The sequence below is a fragment of the Variovorax sp. CCNWLW186 genome (assembly GCF_037203865.1).
GTDB lineage: Bacteria > Pseudomonadota > Gammaproteobacteria > Burkholderiales > Burkholderiaceae_C > Variovorax.
Map to the genome: position 1 here is coordinate 13,957 of NZ_JBBCBO010000020.1, position 16,830 is coordinate 30,786.

Here is a 16,830-nt window from a genome sequence, read left to right on the forward strand (position 1 = left end):
CGCCTCCTCGTCAGAGAAATACCGGGAGACCGGCTTAGAGCGTATCAATAAAGCTGCGCAGCTTGTCCGAACGCGAAGGATGCTTGAGCTTGCGCAGGGCCTTGGCTTCGATCTGGCGGATGCGCTCGCGGGTCACGTCGAACTGCTTGCCGACTTCTTCCAGCGTGTGGTCCGTGCTCATCTCGATGCCGAAGCGCATGCGCAGCACCTTGGCTTCGCGCGGCGTGAGGCTGTCCAGGATGTCCTTGACCACGTCGCGCAGGCCCGCCTGCATTGCGGCCTCGATGGGGGCCGTGTTGCTGCTGTCCTCGATGAAGTCGCCCAGGTGCGAATCGTCGTCGTCGCCGATGGGGGTTTCCATCGAGATCGGCTCCTTCGCAATCTTCATGATCTTGCGGATCTTGTCTTCCGGGATCTCCATCTTCGCTGCCAGGATGCTGGCGTCGGGCTCGAAGCCGAACTCCTGCAGATGCTGGCGCGAGATGCGGTTCATCTTGTTGATCGTCTCGATCATGTGCACCGGAATGCGGATGGTTCGAGCCTGATCCGCGATGGACCGGGTAATCGCCTGGCGGATCCACCACGTGGCGTAGGTCGAGAACTTGTAGCCGCGACGGTATTCGAACTTGTCGACCGCCTTCATGAGGCCGATGTTGCCTTCCTGGATCAGGTCGAGGAACTGGAGGCCGCGGTTGGTGTACTTCTTGGCAATGGAGATCACGAGGCGCAGGTTGGCCTCGATCATTTCCTTCTTGGCGTCGCGCGAGGACGATTCGCCCTCGTTCATGCGCTTGTTGATTTCCTTGAGCTGGGTGAGCGGCACCACCACGCGCGACTGGATGTCGGCGAGCTTTTGCTGCAGTTCCTGCACCGGCGGAATGTTGCGCGCGAGCACGGCGCTCCAGGGCTTGCCGGAGGCGGCCTGCTTCTCGACCCACTTCAGGTTGAGCAGGTTCGACGGCACGCGGTTGCCGTTCTTGTCGTAGCCCGAGAAGTCGCGAATGAACTCGTCCTGCGGGAAGCCGCACTTGTCCACGATGATGCGGCGCAGCTCGCGCTCCTTCTTGCGCACGTCGTCGACCTGCGTGCGAACCAGGTCGCACAGCTTTTCGATGGTCTTCGCCGTGAAGCGGATGGTCATGAGCTCGTCCGACAGGGCCTGCTGGGCCTTCTGGTAGGCGGGCGTGCCGTAGCCTTCCTTGTCGTAGATCTTGTGGACCTTCTCGAACATGACGGCAATGCGGTCGAAGCGCTCGAGCGCGTCGCGCTTGAGTTCTTCGAGCTTCTTGGTCAGCGCCTTGGAGCCGCCCTTGCCGTCGTCGTCGTCTTCCTCGTCGAATTCGTCGAAGTCTTCTTCGGCGACGTAGTCGTCGGCCTCGTTGGGGTTCGAGAAGCCGTCCACCACGGTGGAGATGACGACCTTGCCTTCACGGATGTCTGCGGCCAGGCGCAGGATTTCGGCGATGGTGGCGGGGGAGGCCGAAATGGCTTCCATCATGGCCATCAGGCCGCCTTCGATGCGCTTGGCGATTTCGATTTCGCCTTCGCGCGTCAAGAGCTCGACCGTGCCCATTTCGCGCATGTACATGCGCACAGGGTCGGTGGTGCGGCCGAATTCGCTGTCCACCGTGGAGAGCGCGGCTTCGGCTTCTTCTTCGGCTTCTTCCACCGTGGTGGCGGTGGGCGCGGTGTTGTTCAGCAGCAGGGTTTCGGCGTCGGGCGTTTGCTCGTACACCGCCACGCCCATGTCGTTGAGCATGGTGACCACGACTTCCATGGTCTCGGCGTCGACCAGCTTGTCGGGCAGGTGGTCGGAGATTTCGCCGTGCGTGAGGTAGCCGCGGGTCTTGCCCAGCGTGATCAGGGTCTTCAGGCGCGAGCGGCGCTTGGCCAGGTCTTCCTCGGAGAGCACGGTCTCGTCGAGGCCGAACTCCTTCATCAAGGCGCGTTCCTTCGCCTTGCTGATCTTCATTCGCAGCGGCTTGACCTTTTCCTCGGTCGTCGTTGCGGTTGCGGGTTCGTCGCCGACCAGGTCTTCCTCGATGTCCGACAGGTCGATGTCGCTTTCGGGGGCGTCATTGCCGGCCTTGGGCTTGCGGCCGCGCTTGGCACCGGTGGCGGGCGCGGCAGCACCGGCGGCCTTGGGCGGGCGGCCGACTTTCTTGGCGGCAGGGGCGGCGGCAACCGTCTTGGCGGCGGCTTTTTTCGGATCGTCGATGGAGGTCGATTTCGTGGGCACGGTTTTCACTTTCGTTGCGGCTGCCGATTTGGACGCGGCGGCACCCGACTTAGTTGCCGGCATAACGCCGGCTTTCAACGGTTTTTCTGCGACAGACTTTGCGGCGACGCCTTTGGCGAGTGAAGGAGCAGGCTTCTTTGAACTGGGCATACGACCTCGTTACAGCAAGATGGACCAAGCGAAATCACAGGGGCGCCGCCACATGGGCAGCACCGCCACGGCCCGTGCACAGGCACGGACGAGACACAAAGCCCGCGCACAGGCACGGACAAGACAATTGGGAAAGAGGAAGAAATTCCTCGTCAGGCAAGATGTCGGGCGAACATTTGGTGTGCAGTCCTTGCGGTTATTGACCCTTTCCGACGGATTTTTTCCGTTGGAGTGCGTTGCGCTAGGGGTCGGCCCGGAGGTGCTGCTGTCGCTCTTGCCTAATTTCGCCAGTTGCGAAGCCTTACATTATAGCCTATTGCGCAAATTTCAAGCACTTTATGCACCGGAGGGCTTCAACCGGGTGCGCAATTCGAGCCTTCGCGCCTCCAGGGCCTTGTAGCGCTCCAGGGCCTTCGGGTCCGTGCCCACAGCGGCAATGGCCTCGCTCTGCTGGGCTTTCAGGCGGTCGTCGAGCATGAAATCGAGCACGCTCGAAAGCTCCTTGACCGCATCGGCGAGGTGCTGGTCTTCTTCACCCTCGGGCACCGGCGCCGCTTCGGACACGCTCATGAGCCGTTCCGCCAGCGGTTCGAAGTCGAGCCCGCGCATGCCTTCGCGCAACGCCGCCCAGGGCTGCACGCCGTGCTCGTGCAGCTGGCTGTCCAGCCAGGTAAAAAGCGCCCCGTGCTGGCCCGGCAGGTCGCACAGCATCACATGGAGCTCATGCGAAAGGGCTTCCCACTGCGCCATGTTCGACAGCAGCAGCCGCACCGCCACGTCGGGCCGGCTCGGCGGCTTGCCGCGGCCGCGCAGGGGCTCGATGGGGGCCTCGAACTTGCCGCCCCAGCGCTTGCCCTTGATGAACTTGCCGCGGGGCTTGCTGCCGCTATCGCTTTCGTAGCGGGGCGGTTCGTATTCGGCCGGGGGCGGCATGTCGGGGTAGTCGAACGGATCGCCCGGCTCGCCGGAATGCCGCGGCGCGGGTGCCGCAGCCGCCTTGCGCGGGCCCGGCGTGGCGGCCCAGAGCTCCGACAGGGCCTTGGCGTCCAGCTGCACCAGCGTGGCGATCTCGCTCAGCATCTGCCGCTTGAGCGCGCCGTCGGGCATGGCGCTCCAGAGCGGCCGCGCGTTGCTGCTCATGTGGGCACGGCCCTCGGCGGTGGTGAGGTCGCAGCCCTCGCGCGCGGCCTCGATCATGAAGCGCGAGAGCGGCGTGGCCTCTTGCACGAACCGCGCGAACGCGTCGGCGCCGAATTCGCGGATGAAGCTGTCGGGGTCGTGCTCGGCCGGCAGAAACAGGAACTTGATGCTGCGCACGTCGGTGGCATAGGGCAGGGCACCGTCGAGCGCCTTGCGCGCGGCGCGCCGGCCGGCCGCGTCGCCGTCGAAGCTGAACACCACCGATTCGGTGAACCGGAAGAGCTTTTGCACGTGCTCCGTGGTGCAGGCCGTGCCCAGGGTGGCCACCGCATTCGGAAAGCCGAGCTGGGCCAGGGCGACCACGTCCATGTAGCCCTCGGTCACCAGCGCATAGCCGCGCTCGCGGAAGGCGGCGCGCGCCTCGTACAGGCCGTAGAGCTCCCGGCCCTTGCTGAAGACCGGCGTTTCGGGTGAGTTCAGGTATTTGGGCTTTTCGTCGCCGAGTACCCGCCCGCCAAAGCCGATGCATTCGCCCTTGACGTTGCGGATGGGGAACATCACGCGGTCGCGGAAGCGGTCGTAGCGCTTGGCGTCCTCGGCGCCGTCTTCGGTGTTGACGATGACCAAGCCGCTTTCGGCGAGCAGCGGGTCGTCGTAGTCCGGAAACACGCTGGCCAGGGCGCGCCATCCGGCCGGCGCGTAGCCGATGCCGAACTGCTTGGCCACTTCGCCCGAAACGCCGCGGCCCTTCAGGTATTCGATGGCGCCGGGCGCCTGCCGCAGCGCCTTGCGGTAGGCCTCGCCGGCCTTTTCGAGCACGTCGGTCAGGGTGGCCTGCTTCTGGCGCTGGTTCGCGGCGCGGGCGCGTTCGGCGGGCGAGGCGTCGTCCTCGGGCACTTGCAGGCCGTATTGGCCGGCCAGGTCGTGCACCGCCTCGACAAAGCCCATGCCTGCATGCTCCATGAGAAAACCGATGGCGTTGCCGTGCACCCCGCAGCCGAAGCAGTGATAGAACTGCTTGGTGGGGCTGACCGAGAAGGAGGGCGACTTTTCGCCGTGGAACGGGCACAGGCCCATGAAGTTGGCGCCGGCCTTCTTCAGCTGCACATAGCGCCCGACGATCTCCACCACGTCGGCGCGCGCGATGAGTTCCTGGATGAAAGAAGCGGGGATGGTCATGTAGGCGAAGAGCGGCAAATCATACGCAAGCGGCGGAACGCCTGCGCCGGGCGGCATACTGCCCGCACCGGATGAACGCCCCGGAATTCACGCATGAAGACGCCCAAGCCATTGCAACACGTCGCGCCGCTGCTGCGCCACCCTCTCCGATTCATGTGGGACGCGCTCAAGGCGTTTCGCGCGAACCAGGGCCTGCTGCTGGCGGGCGCGGTGGCGTATTACGCACTGCTTTCCATCGTGCCGCTGCTCATCGTGAGCGTGATCGCGATGTCTCATGTCATCGAGCAGGCTGAATTGCTGCGCACCATCGGCCGGTACCTCGAGTGGCTGCTGCCCGGCCAGTCGAAGGCCATCGTCGGGGAGTTGTCGAACTTTCTCGACCACCGCGACGTGATGGGCCCGGTGCTGCTGGTCACGATGATTTTCTTCAGCTCACTGGCCTTCAGCATTCTCGAAAGCGCAATGGCGGTGATCTTTCATCACCGCAAGGCGGACCACAGTCGCCATTTCCTGGTTTCCGCTGTCATGCCGTACCTGTACATCCTGTTCCTATGCGTGGGCCTGGTGCTGATGACGCTGGTGTCGGGCGCGCTGCAACTGGTCGGGCAGGAAAGCGTCGACCTGTTCGGCCGCGACTGGTCGCTGTCGGGCGTGTCCGGGCTGCTGCTCTACCTGCTGGGGCTGGGCGGCGAGATCTTCATGCTGACCTCGCTCTACCTGGTGATGCCGGCCGGGCGGATGTCGCTGCGCCACGCGCTGCTGGGCGGCGTAACTGCCGCGCTGCTGTGGGAGGCCACGCGGCACGTGCTGATCTGGTACTTCTCGACGCTCTCGCAGGTCAACGTGGTCTACGGCTCGCTCACCACGGCCATCGTGGTGCTGCTGAGCCTGGAGATCGCCGCCACGCTCGTGCTGCTGGGCGCCCAGGTCATCGCGCAGTACGAGCGCCTGGACCGCACCGGCAGCACGGCGGTGCCGCCGCTTACCGGGGCGGAAGTCGAATCGCTCCGTCGAGACGAATCACCTCGCCGTTGAGCATGTCGTTCTCGATGATGTGCTTGGCAAGCTTGGCGTAGTCCTCCGGCGTGCCCAGCCGGGAAGGGAAGGGCACGCTGGCGGCCAACGCGTCCTGCACTTCCTGCGGCATGCCGAAGAGCATGGGCGTGCCGAAGATGCCGGGGGCGATGGTCATGTTGCGGATGCCGTTGCGGGCCAGGTCGCGCGCAATGGGCAGCGTCATGCCGACCACGCCGCCCTTCGAGGCGCTGTAGGCCGCCTGGCCCATTTGCCCGTCGTAGGCCGCAACCGAGGCGGTCGAGATCAGCACGCCCCGCTCGCCGGTGGCTTCGGGCTCGTTCTTGCTCATGGCCTCGGCCGCGAGGCGGATCATGTTGAAGCTGCCGATCAGGTTGACGGTGACGGTCTTGCTGAACACGGCCAGCGCGTGCGCGCCGTTCTTGCCCACGGTCTTCTCGGCCGGCGCAATGCCCGCGCAGTTGACCAGGCCCACCAGCTTGCCGAGCTTCTGGGCCGCGGCAACCGCCGCCTGGCCGTCGGCTTCCTGGCTCACGTCGCATTTCACGAACACCCCGCCGATGTCCTTTGCGACGGCTTCGCCTTTTTCAGCCTGCATGTCGGCAATGACCACCTTGCCGCCATTGGCGGCCAGCATGCGCGCCGTGCCTTCGCCGAGGCCCGAAGCGCCACCGGTCACGATAAAAACCTTGCCGTCGATCTGCATTGAGAGTCTCCTGAAATAAGACCCGCATTATCGAAGAGGGCCGACAGATCAAAAAAAAGGCCTCATCCGGAGATGAGGCCCTGAATTGGATCCGTGAGGACCCAAGGAGACAACTGGTGGTGGTCGGCGGCTTAGCGCTTGCGAGCGGTGGTCGCGGTCTTCGCGGCGGCGACGGCTTGCGACGACACGGCGTTGAAGTTGGCTTCGGCAACGTCCGACGCTTGCTTGACGGCCTTCTGGACCGATTCGAAAGCGTTGTTGGCGGCAGCCACGGCGCTCTTCAGCACGGCAACGGCGGTTTCCGAGCCGGCGGGTGCGTTCTTGGAAGCGCTGTCGACCAGGCCGACGAAGGTTTGCTGGGCTTCAGCAGCCTTGGCTTCGAAAGCCTTGGTGAACTCGGCGCCGGTGCCTTGGGCGATGTCATACAGATGACGGCTGTAGGCGGCGGTCTTTTCGGCCAGGGGCTGGAACAGGCTGGCTTGCAGCGTCAGCAGTTCTTGCGCGTCCTTGACGTTCAGGGCGGCTTGGGCGGTGCCGGCGGCTTCGGCCAGGGCAGCCTTGGAAGCGGTCACGTTCAGTTCGACGAGCTTCTCGACGCCTTCGAAAGCCTTGGTGGTCAGGCCGAACAGGGTTTCGAGGTTTGCTTTTTGGGCGGCGAGGATTTGGTCAGCGGTCAGTGCCATGTGGAATCTCCAGTAAGGATGATGGTGGTCGGTTCACGTTGCGCTGCCTCGTCGTCTTTGTTTTTGTTGCGGTGCAGCATGGCCTCAAGTATAGGCAGCACAGCTTTGCGATCAAGGGGGTTTTGCTGCTTTGCAGCAATTTAGAACACACTTTCTAAATTCGGCTCGCGCCCCAGAATGCAGCCATGCGCGCCTTCTATTCCGGCCAGTTCGTCCTGCCTTTGCCGCCCGGCCACCGCTTTCCGATGTCCCGCTACGCGCTGCTGCGCGACCGGCTGCTCGAGCACCTGCCCGGGGTGGACATGGACCAGGCGCCGCGCGCCACCGACGGCGAACTGGCGCTGGCCCACACCCCGCAGTGGATAGCGGCCATCAGCGACGGCAGCGTAAGCCCGCAGGCGATGCGGGAAATCGGCTTTCCCTGGAGCGAGGCGATGGTCGAGCGCTCGCGCCGCTCCACGGGGGCAACCATCGCGGCCTGCCGCGCGGCATTTGCCGGCGGCGTGGCGGCCAACATGGCAGGCGGTACGCACCACGCCTATGCCGACAAGGGCGGCGGGTTCTGCGTCTTCAACGACGCTGCCGTGGCCGCGCGGCTGATGCAGGCCGAGCATGGGCGCAGCGGCCGGCAGCTTGAAGGTGGCGGTCATCGACCTGGACGTGCACCAGGGCAACGGCACGGCCAGCATCTTTCGCAACGACCCGAGTGTCTTCACGCTCTCGCTGCACGGCCAGAAGAACTTTCCGTTCCGCAAGGAGGCGAGCGATCTCGACGTCGAGCTGCCCGACGGCTGCGGAGATGCCGACTACCTCATGGCGCTCGAGCATGCGCTGGACGAGCTGGACCGGCGCCTCTCGCCCGGGCTGGTGATCTACCTGGCGGGTGCCGACCCCTTCGAGCGCGACCGGCTTGGCCGGCTCAAGCTGACGTTCGACGGCCTGGAGGCGCGGGACCGGCGGGTGTTCGACTGGACCTGGCAACGCCGCATTCCGGTGGCCTTTGCCATGGCCGGCGGCTACGCCAGCGACATTGCCGAGACGGTGCAGGTGCAGCTAGGCACCTTCAGGGTGGCCTTCGAGTATTGGCGCCGCTGGCAAAATGCCGCGCGATGAGCTCCGCCACCAAACCCACGCCGAATTCCCGGAGCGGCTACCGCGCGTTTCGCAGCATCCCCACGCGCTGGGCCGACAACGACATGTACGGCCATGTCAACAACGTCGTCTACTACAGCTGGTTCGACACGGCGGTGAACGCGCTGCTGATCGAGCGCGGCGCGCTCGACATCCACCAGGGCCAGACCATCGGCTTCGTGGTCGAAACGCAGTGCAACTACTTCGCGCCGATTGCTTTTCCGCAGACGGTGGAAGCCGGCATTCGCGTGGCCCAGGCGGGCCGGTCGAGCGTGCGCTATGAGATTGCGCTCTTTGCGGAAGGCTCGGACGCGGCGGCAGCGCAGGGCCACTTCGTGCATGTGTATGTCGATCGGGCCACGCAGCGGCCGGTGCCGTTGCCCGAGGCGCTGCAGCAAGTCGTCGACTCCCTGAAGACCTGACCCCATGAAAAACGGCGCCCGAGGGCGCCGTTTTTTTTGCCGCGATCCGGTTGGGACCGCCGCGGTTCTTACATGGTCTTCTTCATGGCCTTGACGTCGGCCTTGCCTTGGGCTTCGTCGGCCTTGGCCTGCTTCTCGCAGGCAGACTTGGCATCGCCCGCCTGGTCGTCGCACTTTTCCTTTGCGACTTCGTACTTGGCCTTCACCTTTTCTTCAGCAACCTTGCGTGCGTGTGCATCGCTCGGCTTGTATTGCTGCTCCAGTTCGGCCTTGGCCACGTTCTCGGCGCCCTTGGCTTCCTTCTGGCAGACGTCTTTTGCGTTGTCCTTCATTGCGTCGCACTGGGCCTTCGCGGACTTGTAGTCGGCTTCGATCTTGTCCTTGGCGGCCTTGTATTCGTCCTTGGTCATCGCGCTGGCGTGCGTGGCCATGAAACAGGTCGAGGCGAGAGCGAGCATGAGCAGATGTTTTTTCATTTTGGTGTTCTTTCTTTTTGAAGTTGAAAAAGTGAAGTTGGAAAGAAGTCAGGACGCGGGGCGGCCTTCAGGCCACCCGGCAGGCGTCAATACTTTTCGTACCAGAGGGTGTCGGGCGTGCGGCCGTCGCGCGATTCCCATTCCTTCACCTGTCTTTCGGCCTCGTCGCGGCTGATGCCGTGGCGTTCCTGGATGCGGCCGAGGAGCTGGTCGCGCTTGCCGGCAATGACGTCGAAGTCGTCGTCGGTCAGCTTGCCCCATTGCTCCTTGACCTTGCCCTTGAGCTGTTTCCAGTTGCCTTCGATGGTGTCCTTGTTCATGCGAATCTCCTTGTACGGTTGATTCGGCGGGCTGTTGGCCGCCGTGAACAAAATGTGGCGGGACCGATTCACCCTGGCGGTAGGACGTGCAGTGCAGGCCCCGTAGGCACAAGCCGACGCTGCCCGTGATAATCGAACGCACGCCGAAAAGCTTGAGACAACGCGCGCCGCACCATGATCATTCACAGCCTGCTCGACACCGACCTCTACAAGTTCACCATGATGCAGGTCGTCCTGCATCACTTTCCCGGCGCCCGGGTCGAGTACCGGTTCAAGTGCCGCAACCCCGGCGTCGACCTGGCGCAGTTCGCAGGGCAGATACGGGAAGAAGTGCGAAGCCTCTGCTCCCTGCAGTTCCGGGACGCCGAGCTGGCCTACCTGCGGTCGATGCGTTTCATCAAGAGCGACTTCGTCGACTTTCTCGGGCTCTTCCGGCTCAACGAGAAGTACATCAACATCATTCCGCAACCCTCGGGGGAACTCGAGATCCGCATCCAGGGGCCGTGGCTGCACACCATCCTGTTCGAGATTCCGGTGTTGGCCATCGTGAACGAGGTCTACTTCCGCAACACGCAGAAGAAGCCCGACTTCGAGGAAGGCCGGCGGCGCCTGGAGACCAAGATCGGGCAGCTGCAGGACGCCGGGCTGGCCGATCTCAAGATTGCCGACTACGGCACGCGCCGCCGCTTTTCCAAGGACTGGCATGAAGAAGTGCTGCGCACGCTCAACGCCCGGCTGGGCGCGGTGACGCCGCCGACGCTGCATCCCAAGCCCGGTGCGCGGCTGCCGCAGCTCGCGGGCACCAGCAATGTGCTGTACGCCATGAAGCTGGGCCTGATTCCGCTGGGCACCATGGCCCATGAATACCTGCAGGCCTGCCAGGCGCTCGGCCCGCGGCTGCGCGACAGCCAGATCTTCGGCTTCGAGAGCTGGGCCCGTGAATACCGCGGCGATCTGGGCATTGCGCTGTCCGACGTGTATGGCATGAGCGCCTTCCTGCGCGACTTCGACCTGTACTTCTGCAAGCTGTTCGACGGTGCGCGCCACGACAGCGGCGATCCTTTCCAGTGGGGTGAACGCATGCTGGCGCATTACGCGGCCAACCGCGTCGATCCGCTCACCAAGACGCTGATCTTCAGCGACGGCCTCACGGTGCCGCGCACCATCGAGCTCTACCAGCAGTTCCGCGGCCGCTGCCAGCTGGCCTTCGGCATTGGAACCAATCTCACCAACGACCTGGGCTACGAGCCGCTGCAGATCGTCATCAAGATGATCAACTGCAACGGCCAGCCCGTGGCCAAGCTGTCGGACACGCCATCCAAGAACATGTGCGAGGACGAAAAATACCTGGCGTACCTGCGCCAGGTGTTCGAGATCGAACAGCCGCCGGCCTGACGCCCGTCTGGTACGGTACGGCTCCATGAAAAAAACAGTTCGCCTGGCGGCGGCCGCAGTGCTGCCGATGATGTTTCCCGCGCTTGCCATGGCTGCCGAATTCGACGGCAGCAAGCTTTCTGCGCTCTGGGGTGTTCCGTTCGCGGGCATCCTGCTGTCGATCGCGCTGATGCCGCTGCTGGCACCGGGCTTCTGGCACCACCACTACGGCAAGATCTCGGCCGCCTGGGCGCTGGCGTTTCTTCTTCCCTTTGCCGCGATCTACGGTGCGCCGCTGGCCGGAGCCCAACTCGTGCATGCCCTGGTGGAGGAATACATCCCCTTCATCATCCTGCTCACCGCGCTGTTCACGGTGGCGGGGGGCATCCACATTCGCGGCAACCTGCATGGCGCGCCCGGGCTCAACACGGCCATCCTCGCCATCGGCGCGGTGCTTGCGAGCTTCATGGGAACCACGGGCGCCTCGATGCTGCTGATCCGGCCGCTGATCCGCGCCAACGACAACCGCGTGAGCAAGGCGCATGTGGTGGTGTTCTTCATCTTCATCGTGTCGAACGCGGGCGGCTCGCTCACGCCGCTGGGCGACCCGCCGCTGTTCCTCGGCTTCCTGAAGGGTGTCGACTTTTTCTGGACGGCGCGGAACATCCTGCCCAACACGCTGTTCCTGGTCGGCCTGCTGCTCGCGCTGTTCTATGTGGTCGACCGGCACCACTACCGCAAGGAGGGCGTGCTGCCGTTCGACCCGACGCCCGATACCCAGCGTGTCGGCTTCGACGGGGCGGCCAATTTCTGGCTGCTGGGCGGCATCATCTTCTTCGTGCTGCTCTCGGGCATCTGGAAATCGCCCGTGGGCTTCGATGTGTTCGGCACGCGCGTCGGTCTGCCGGGGCTGGTGCGCGACGTCGGCCTGATCGCCATCACGCTGCTCTCGCTCAAGATCACCTCGGCCAAGGTGCATGCGGATAACCAGTTCGAGTGGGGCCCCATGACCGAGGTGGCCAAGCTGTTCGCGGGCATTTTCCTGACCATCATTCCCGTGATTGCCATGCTCAAGGCGGGCGTGCACGGGCCCTTCGGCGCGGTGGTTGCCGCGGTGACCCGGCCCGATGGCCTGCCCGATCCGGCGATGTACTTCTGGGCCACCGGCATCCTGAGCTCGTTCCTGGACAACGCACCGACCTACCTGGTGTTCTTCAACACCGCGGGCGGCGATGCCGCTGCGCTCATGACCACCTACGCCACCACGCTGGCGGCCATTTCGGCCGGCGCCGTGTTCATGGGCGCCAACACCTACATCGGCAATGCGCCCAACCTCATGGTCAAGGCCATTGCCGAGAGCCGCGGCGTGCGCATGCCCAGCTTCTTCGGCTACATGGCATGGTCGGTGGCCATCCTGATACCGCTGTTCGTTCTCTCCACCTTCATCTTTTTCCGCTAGGCGCAGACACATCATGAGCAAGCCCAAGATCCTGGTCGCACGCGCGATCTTTCCCGAAACCATCGAACGCCTCTCGCAGCATTTCGAAGTCGAGTCGAACCAGTCCGACGAGAGCTGGAGCAAGGAGCAGCTGGTCGCCAAGCTCCAGGGCAAGCAGGGCGCCTTTACCACCGGCAGCGAGCGCATCGATGCCGCGGTGCTCGACGCCTGCCCCGACCTGAAAATCTGCGCCAACATGGCCGTGGGCTACAACAACTTCGACGTCGACGCGATGGCCGCGCACGGCGTGCTGGGCACCAACGCGCCCGACGTGCTCACCGAGACCACGGCCGACTTCGGCTTTGCGCTCCTGATGGCCACGGCCCGCCGCATCACCGAAAGCGAACACTTCCTGCGCGCGGGCAAGTGGCAGAAATGGAGCTTCGACATGTTCGCGGGCTCCGACATTCATGGCTCCACCCTCGGCATCATCGGCATGGGCCGCATCGGACAGGGCATTGCCAAGCGCGGCGCGCACGGCTTCGGCATGAAGGTGGTCTATCACAACCGCTCGCGGCTCGACGCTTCTCTCGAGGCCGAATGCAAGGCCAGCTACGTGAGCAAGGAGGAGCTTCTGAAGACCGCCGATCACGTGGTGCTGGTGGTGCCGTATTCGCCGGCTTCGCACCACACCATCGGCGCGGCTGAAATCGCGCTGATGAAGCCGACCGCCACGCTGGTGAACATTGCGCGCGGCGGCATCGTCGACGATGCGGCGCTGGCCGTGGCGCTGCGCGAAAAGCGCATTGCGGCGGCGGGCCTGGACGTGTTCGAAGGCGAGCCCAAGGTTCACCCCGATCTGCTGACGGTGCCGAACGTGGTGCTCACGCCCCACATTGCAAGCGCCACCGTGCCCACGCGCCGCGCCATGGCCGAGTTGGCGGCCGACAACCTCATTGCCTGGTTCGGCGGCAAGGGGCCGCTCACGCCCGTCACGCCCGTTCCGGCGGCCGGCAAGTAACACCCGCAAACCCAAGCGAAAACAGCGATCCCATTTTGCAATCGACCGACTTGATTCTTCTTCTGCTGGCCGCCTTTGCCGTGGTGCAGCTCGTGCTGGTGATCTGGCTGCTCGCGCGCCGCCAGCCCAAGCCCGACCACAGCGAAATGCTGACCGTGCTCGCCGCCATGGGCGCGGCCAACGAGCGCACCGAGCGCGAGCTGCGCCACGAAATCGGCGAGAGCTCGCGCGGTGCGCGGCAGGAAACCGCACAGGCCTTTGCCACCTTCCAGCAGGCGCTCGTACAGCAGGGGGCCGAGGCCACGCGCACGCAGAATGCGCAGCTCGATGCTTTCTCGCTGCAGCTCGCATCGCTGCAGAAGAGCCTGGCCGACACGCTCAACACGCAGCTGCAGGGCCTGAGCGATTCCAACGCGCGCCGCCTTGCCGAAGTGCGCGAGACCATGGAAGCGCAGCTGGCGCAGCTGCAGCAGAGCAATACCGCCAAGCTCGACGAAATGCGCAAGACCGTCGACGAAAAGCTGCAGAGCACGCTCGAAGCGCGGCTGGGCGAGAGCTTCAAGCAGGTGGCCGACCGGCTCGAGCAGGTGCACAAGGGCCTGGGCGAAATGCAGACGCTGGCGGTAGGCGTCGGCAGCCTGCAGCGCGTGCTGACCAACGTGAAGACGCGCGGCGTGTTCGGCGAAGTGCAGCTTGAAGCGCTGCTCGAGCAGGTGCTGACCCCGGACCAGTACGCCAAGCAGATCGAGACCAAGCCGCGCAGCGGCCAGCGGGTGGACTTTGCCATTCGCTTTCCGGGCCGCGGCGACGACGGCGCGCCCGTGTGGCTGCCGATCGACGCCAAGTTTCCGCGCGACGACTACGAGCGCCTGATCGATGCGCACGAGCGCGCCGACGCGGCCGGCGCTGAGCTTGCAGCCAAGGCGCTCGAAGCGCGCATCCGCAGCGAGGCGCGCTCAATTGCGGAGAACTACCTTGCCGCGCCGCACACCACCGATTTCGCCATCCTGTTCCTGCCGGTCGAGAGCCTCTATGCCGAGGTGCTGCGCCGCCCGGGCCTGATGGACGCCATCCAGCGCCAGCACCGCGTGACGCTGGCGGGGCCGACCACCTTGCTTGCCATGCTCAACAGCCTGCACATGGGCTTTCGCACGCTGGCCCTCGAGCAGCAGGCCTCGGAGGTATGGAAGGTGCTGGGGGCGGTCAAGACCGAATTCGAGCGCTATGGCGAATGGGTGTCGCGCATCAAGGAGCAGGTGGCCAAGGCCTCCGACACGCTCGACAAGGCCGACACGCGCGCCAAGCAGATGCGCCTCGCGCTGCGCAAGGTCGAGGCGCTGCCCGAGGCGCAGTCGCAGGTGCTGCTGCCCCCCACGGCCGACAGCGAGGGCGACGACACCCCGTGAAAGGCTCCGAACTGCTGCGCGTGATCGGGGCCCAGGTGTGCCTGCACGCCACCATGGCCGGCATGCGGCTCGCAACGCCGCTGCTGGCGCTGCAGCAGGGGTACAGCGCAGCGGCGGTCGGCGTGCTGATTGCGCTGTTCGCGCTCACGCAGGTGTTTCTTGCGCTGCCGGCGGGCAGGTTTGCCGATAGGCACGGCTTCAAGCGGCCGCTGTGGCTTTCGGTCCTGGCGGCTTCGGGCGGTGCGGGCCTCGTGGTGATCTTTCCGGTCTTCCCGGTCATGTGCCTGGCGGCGCTGCTGACCGGCGGTGCCACGGGCGCAACGGTCATTGCGCTGCAGCGGCATGTGGGCCGCTCCGCCACCAACGCCACGCAACTCAAGCGCGTGTTCAGCTGGCTCGCGATTGCGCCCGCGGTCGCCAATTTCGTCGGCCCGTTCGTCGCCGGCATGCTGATCGACCACGCCGGCCGGGCTCCTGCGGACATGCTGGCATTCCGGGTCTGCTTTGCGGCCATGGCTCTGCTGTCCATCGCCTGCTGGCTGTTTGCGCGCGGCGCGCACGAACCTCCGCCCGTCGCGCCCGCGGCAGGGGCCGCACCCACGCGGGCGTGGGACCTGCTGCGTGAACCGATGTTCCGGCGCCTGCTGTTCGTGAACTGGCTGCAGTCGTCGAGCTGGGACGTGCATGCCTTCGTGCTGCCCGTGCTGGGGCACGACCGCGGCATCAGCGCTTCGGTCATCGGCTCCATTCTTGGTGCCTTTGCCATTGCGGCGGCCGCCATCCGAGTCGTGCTGCCGCTCATCGCCTCGCGCGCGTCGGAGCGCAGCGTGATCCTGATTTCGACCATCGTCACGGCGGCGGTGTTCGCGGTCTATCCGCTGCTCGATTCGGCCCTGACCATGGGCCTGTGCTCCGTGGTGCTGGGCTTCGCGCTCGGGGCCGTGCAGCCCATGGTGATGAGCATGCTGCACCAGATCACGCCGCACGAGCGGCACGGCGAGGCGCTGGGCCTGCGGCTCATGACCATCAATGCATCGAGCGTGGCCATGCCGATGCTGTTCGGCTCGATCGGCGCGCTGATCGGCATTGCCGGCGTTTTCTGGGTGGTGGGCGCCGTGGTTGCGCTGGGCGCCCGGGCCACCTGGGGCTTGAAGGCCTGAAAGCCGGAGGCGCGGCGCTGTTTGCGCTTACAGCTTGTAGAAGCGCTTGATCGCGTCCCACGCGTCTTCGGGCGCGTCGACGTATTCGAACAGCTTCACATCCGTCGGCGAAATCACGCCTTCCTCGACCAGGAAGTCGAAGTCGATCAGCTTCTTCCAGTAGGCCGAACCGAACAGCACGATCGGCACCGGCTTCGACTTCTTGGTCTGCACGAGCGTGATCACTTCGAACAGCTCGTCGAGCGTGCCGAAGCCGCCGGGGAAGGCCACCAGCGCCTTCGCACGCATCATGAAATGCATCTTGCGGATGGCGAAGTAGTGGAACTTGAAGCTCAGGGCCGGCGTGACGTACGGATTCGCTTCTTCTTCCATCGGCAGCGCAATAGCAAGGCCGACCGAAAGGCCGCCACCTTCATGCGCGCCCCGGTTGGCCGCCTGCATGATGCCGGGGCCGCCGCCGGTGCAGACGAAGAGCTTGTCTTCGGGCTGCTTGCCATCGCTGTATTGCGCCACCAGCTTGCCGAAGGCACGCGCCTTCTCGTAATAGTGCGAGCTGCGCGCCAGCCGGCGCCACCGCTCGGCCGCGACGGCATCGCCGCTGGCTTCGGCCTGGGCGACCAGCGCGGCAGCTTCTTCCTCGCTGCGGAAGCGGGCGCTGCCGAACACCACCACGGTGTTTTCGATGCCGTGGGCGCGCTGCTCGAGGTCGGGCTTCATCAGCTCGAGCTGCATGCGGATGCCGCGGGTTTCGCGGCGCAGCAAGAACTCGGGGTCCGCGAAGGCGATGCGCGAGGGATCGGGGTCGAGCGGGAGGCCTTTTTCCGAATGCGTCTTGAGCGTGGCCCAGGCATCGGCGAGGCGTTTGTCGTGAAGGTCGTGCGTGTTGTTCATGGAGGAATCAGACAGGAAGACGGGTGCATTGTGCAGCCTTGCAACCGGCATGCCCGCCG

The 16,830-nt window shown here is 65.0% G+C and carries 15 protein-coding genes and 1 pseudogene; 9 read left to right on the forward strand and 7 right to left on the reverse strand.

Annotation, left to right across the window (positions count from 1 at the left end; all coding sequences use genetic code 11):
• Positions 1-34 precede the first annotated feature (34 nt).
• Entirely contained in the window at positions 35-2,302 is a 2,268-nt protein-coding gene (gene rpoD / locus V9K97_RS20830) for an RNA polymerase sigma factor RpoD (RefSeq protein WP_281149989.1), read from the reverse strand.
• On the opposite strand from rpoD, the gene V9K97_RS20835 reads away from it, so the two are divergent.
• Complete coding sequence (locus V9K97_RS20835) at positions 2,217-2,789, forward strand: hypothetical protein (protein WP_337320469.1); 573 nt, start codon at positions 2,217-2,219, stop codon at positions 2,787-2,789. The genes rpoD and V9K97_RS20835 overlap by 86 nt on opposite strands.
• Here the strand turns inward: V9K97_RS20835 and dnaG are convergent.
• Positions 2,726-4,708 (reverse strand): DNA primase, encoded by a 1,983-nt coding sequence (dnaG, locus tag V9K97_RS20840; protein WP_337320369.1) that lies wholly within the window; start codon positions 4,706-4,708, stop codon positions 2,726-2,728. The two genes, V9K97_RS20835 and dnaG, sit on opposite strands and share 64 nt — an antisense overlap.
• 93 nt (positions 4,709-4,801) lie before the next feature.
• Here dnaG and V9K97_RS20845 point away from each other — a divergent pair, with 93 nt between their 5' ends.
• Positions 4,802-5,743, forward strand: a complete 942-nt coding sequence (locus V9K97_RS20845; protein ID WP_337320371.1) for a YihY/virulence factor BrkB family protein — start codon at positions 4,802-4,804, stop codon at positions 5,741-5,743.
• Here the strand turns inward: V9K97_RS20845 and V9K97_RS20850 are convergent.
• Positions 5,691-6,449, reverse strand: coding sequence for a 3-hydroxyacyl-CoA dehydrogenase (locus V9K97_RS20850; protein ID WP_157613116.1), 759 nt, complete (start codon positions 6,447-6,449; stop codon positions 5,691-5,693). The genes V9K97_RS20845 and V9K97_RS20850 overlap by 53 nt on opposite strands.
• A gap of 131 nt (positions 6,450-6,580) precedes the next feature.
• Entirely contained in the window at positions 6,581-7,132 is a 552-nt protein-coding gene (locus tag V9K97_RS20855) for a phasin family protein (protein ID WP_126747372.1), read from the reverse strand.
• Positions 7,133-7,317: 185 nt separating this feature from the next.
• On the opposite strand from V9K97_RS20855, the pseudogene V9K97_RS20860 reads away from it, so the two are divergent.
• Positions 7,318-8,245: pseudogene (locus V9K97_RS20860) on the forward strand (histone deacetylase family protein).
• Entirely contained in the window at positions 8,242-8,685 is a 444-nt protein-coding gene (locus tag V9K97_RS20865) for an acyl-CoA thioesterase (protein WP_337320373.1), read from the forward strand. The pseudogene V9K97_RS20860 and the gene V9K97_RS20865 overlap by 4 nt, the downstream one beginning before the upstream one ends.
• A 68-nt stretch (positions 8,686-8,753) precedes the next feature.
• Here V9K97_RS20865 and V9K97_RS20870 read toward each other — a convergent pair whose 3' ends face one another.
• Together V9K97_RS20870 and V9K97_RS20875 are read right to left on the reverse strand one after the other, a co-directional pair.
• A complete protein-coding gene (locus V9K97_RS20870; protein ID WP_258505237.1) occupies positions 8,754-9,161 on the reverse strand; it encodes a hypothetical protein in 408 nt (135 codons plus the stop codon).
• Positions 9,162-9,247: 86 nt separating this feature from the next.
• A complete protein-coding gene (locus V9K97_RS20875; RefSeq protein ID WP_337314484.1) occupies positions 9,248-9,481 on the reverse strand; it encodes a CsbD family protein in 234 nt (77 codons plus the stop codon).
• 174 nt (positions 9,482-9,655) lie between these two features.
• Between V9K97_RS20875 and pncB the strand changes: the two genes are divergently transcribed.
• From pncB to V9K97_RS20900, 5 genes are read left to right on the forward strand one after another with little or no spacing between them, the layout of a single operon-like run.
• Positions 9,656-10,876 carry a nicotinate phosphoribosyltransferase gene (gene pncB, locus V9K97_RS20880; protein WP_157613121.1) on the forward strand — a complete coding sequence of 407 codons (1,221 nt, stop codon included), beginning with the start codon at positions 9,656-9,658 and terminating at the stop codon, positions 10,874-10,876.
• A gap of 25 nt (positions 10,877-10,901) precedes the next feature.
• Positions 10,902-12,314 carry a sodium:proton antiporter gene (locus V9K97_RS20885; protein WP_337320375.1) on the forward strand — a complete coding sequence of 471 codons (1,413 nt, stop codon included), beginning with the start codon at positions 10,902-10,904 and terminating at the stop codon, positions 12,312-12,314.
• A gap of 13 nt (positions 12,315-12,327) precedes the next feature.
• Positions 12,328-13,314, forward strand: a complete 987-nt coding sequence (locus V9K97_RS20890; RefSeq protein ID WP_337320377.1) for a 2-hydroxyacid dehydrogenase — start codon at positions 12,328-12,330, stop codon at positions 13,312-13,314.
• 50 nt (positions 13,315-13,364) lie between these two features.
• Positions 13,365-14,720, forward strand: coding sequence for a DNA recombination protein RmuC (locus V9K97_RS20895; RefSeq protein WP_126747364.1), 1,356 nt, complete (start codon positions 13,365-13,367; stop codon positions 14,718-14,720).
• Positions 14,717-15,880, forward strand: coding sequence for an MFS transporter (locus V9K97_RS20900; protein WP_258505243.1), 1,164 nt, complete (start codon positions 14,717-14,719; stop codon positions 15,878-15,880). Before V9K97_RS20895 ends, V9K97_RS20900 begins: the two co-directional genes overlap by 4 nt.
• 27 nt (positions 15,881-15,907) lie before the next feature.
• Here V9K97_RS20900 and V9K97_RS20905 read toward each other — a convergent pair whose 3' ends face one another.
• A complete protein-coding gene (locus tag V9K97_RS20905; RefSeq protein WP_337320381.1) occupies positions 15,908-16,771 on the reverse strand; it encodes a TIGR00730 family Rossman fold protein in 864 nt (287 codons plus the stop codon).
• Positions 16,772-16,830: the final 59 nt, after the last annotated feature.

Coding starts and splice junctions, on each gene's coding strand:
- V9K97_RS20835 (WP_337320469.1), top strand. CDS start 2,217: ATGGAGGTCGATTTCGTGGGCACGGTTTTCACTTTCGTTGCGGCTGCC.
- rpoD (WP_281149989.1), bottom strand. CDS start 2,302: ATGCCGGCAACTAAGTCGGGTGCCGCCGCGTCCAAATCGGCAGCCGCA.
- dnaG (WP_337320369.1), bottom strand. CDS start 4,708: ATGACCATCCCCGCTTCTTTCATCCAGGAACTCATCGCGCGCGCCGAC.
- V9K97_RS20845 (WP_337320371.1), top strand. CDS start 4,802: ATGAAGACGCCCAAGCCATTGCAACACGTCGCGCCGCTGCTGCGCCAC.
- V9K97_RS20850 (WP_157613116.1), bottom strand. CDS start 6,449: ATGCAGATCGACGGCAAGGTTTTTATCGTGACCGGTGGCGCTTCGGGC.
- V9K97_RS20855 (WP_126747372.1), bottom strand. CDS start 7,132: ATGGCACTGACCGCTGACCAAATCCTCGCCGCCCAAAAAGCAAACCTC.
- V9K97_RS20865 (WP_337320373.1), top strand. CDS start 8,242: ATGAGCTCCGCCACCAAACCCACGCCGAATTCCCGGAGCGGCTACCGC.
- V9K97_RS20870 (WP_258505237.1), bottom strand. CDS start 9,161: ATGAAAAAACATCTGCTCATGCTCGCTCTCGCCTCGACCTGTTTCATG.
- V9K97_RS20875 (WP_337314484.1), bottom strand. CDS start 9,481: ATGAACAAGGACACCATCGAAGGCAACTGGAAACAGCTCAAGGGCAAG.
- pncB (WP_157613121.1), top strand. CDS start 9,656: ATGATCATTCACAGCCTGCTCGACACCGACCTCTACAAGTTCACCATG.
- V9K97_RS20885 (WP_337320375.1), top strand. CDS start 10,902: ATGAAAAAAACAGTTCGCCTGGCGGCGGCCGCAGTGCTGCCGATGATG.
- V9K97_RS20890 (WP_337320377.1), top strand. CDS start 12,328: ATGAGCAAGCCCAAGATCCTGGTCGCACGCGCGATCTTTCCCGAAACC.
- V9K97_RS20905 (WP_337320381.1), bottom strand. CDS start 16,771: ATGAACAACACGCACGACCTTCACGACAAACGCCTCGCCGATGCCTGG.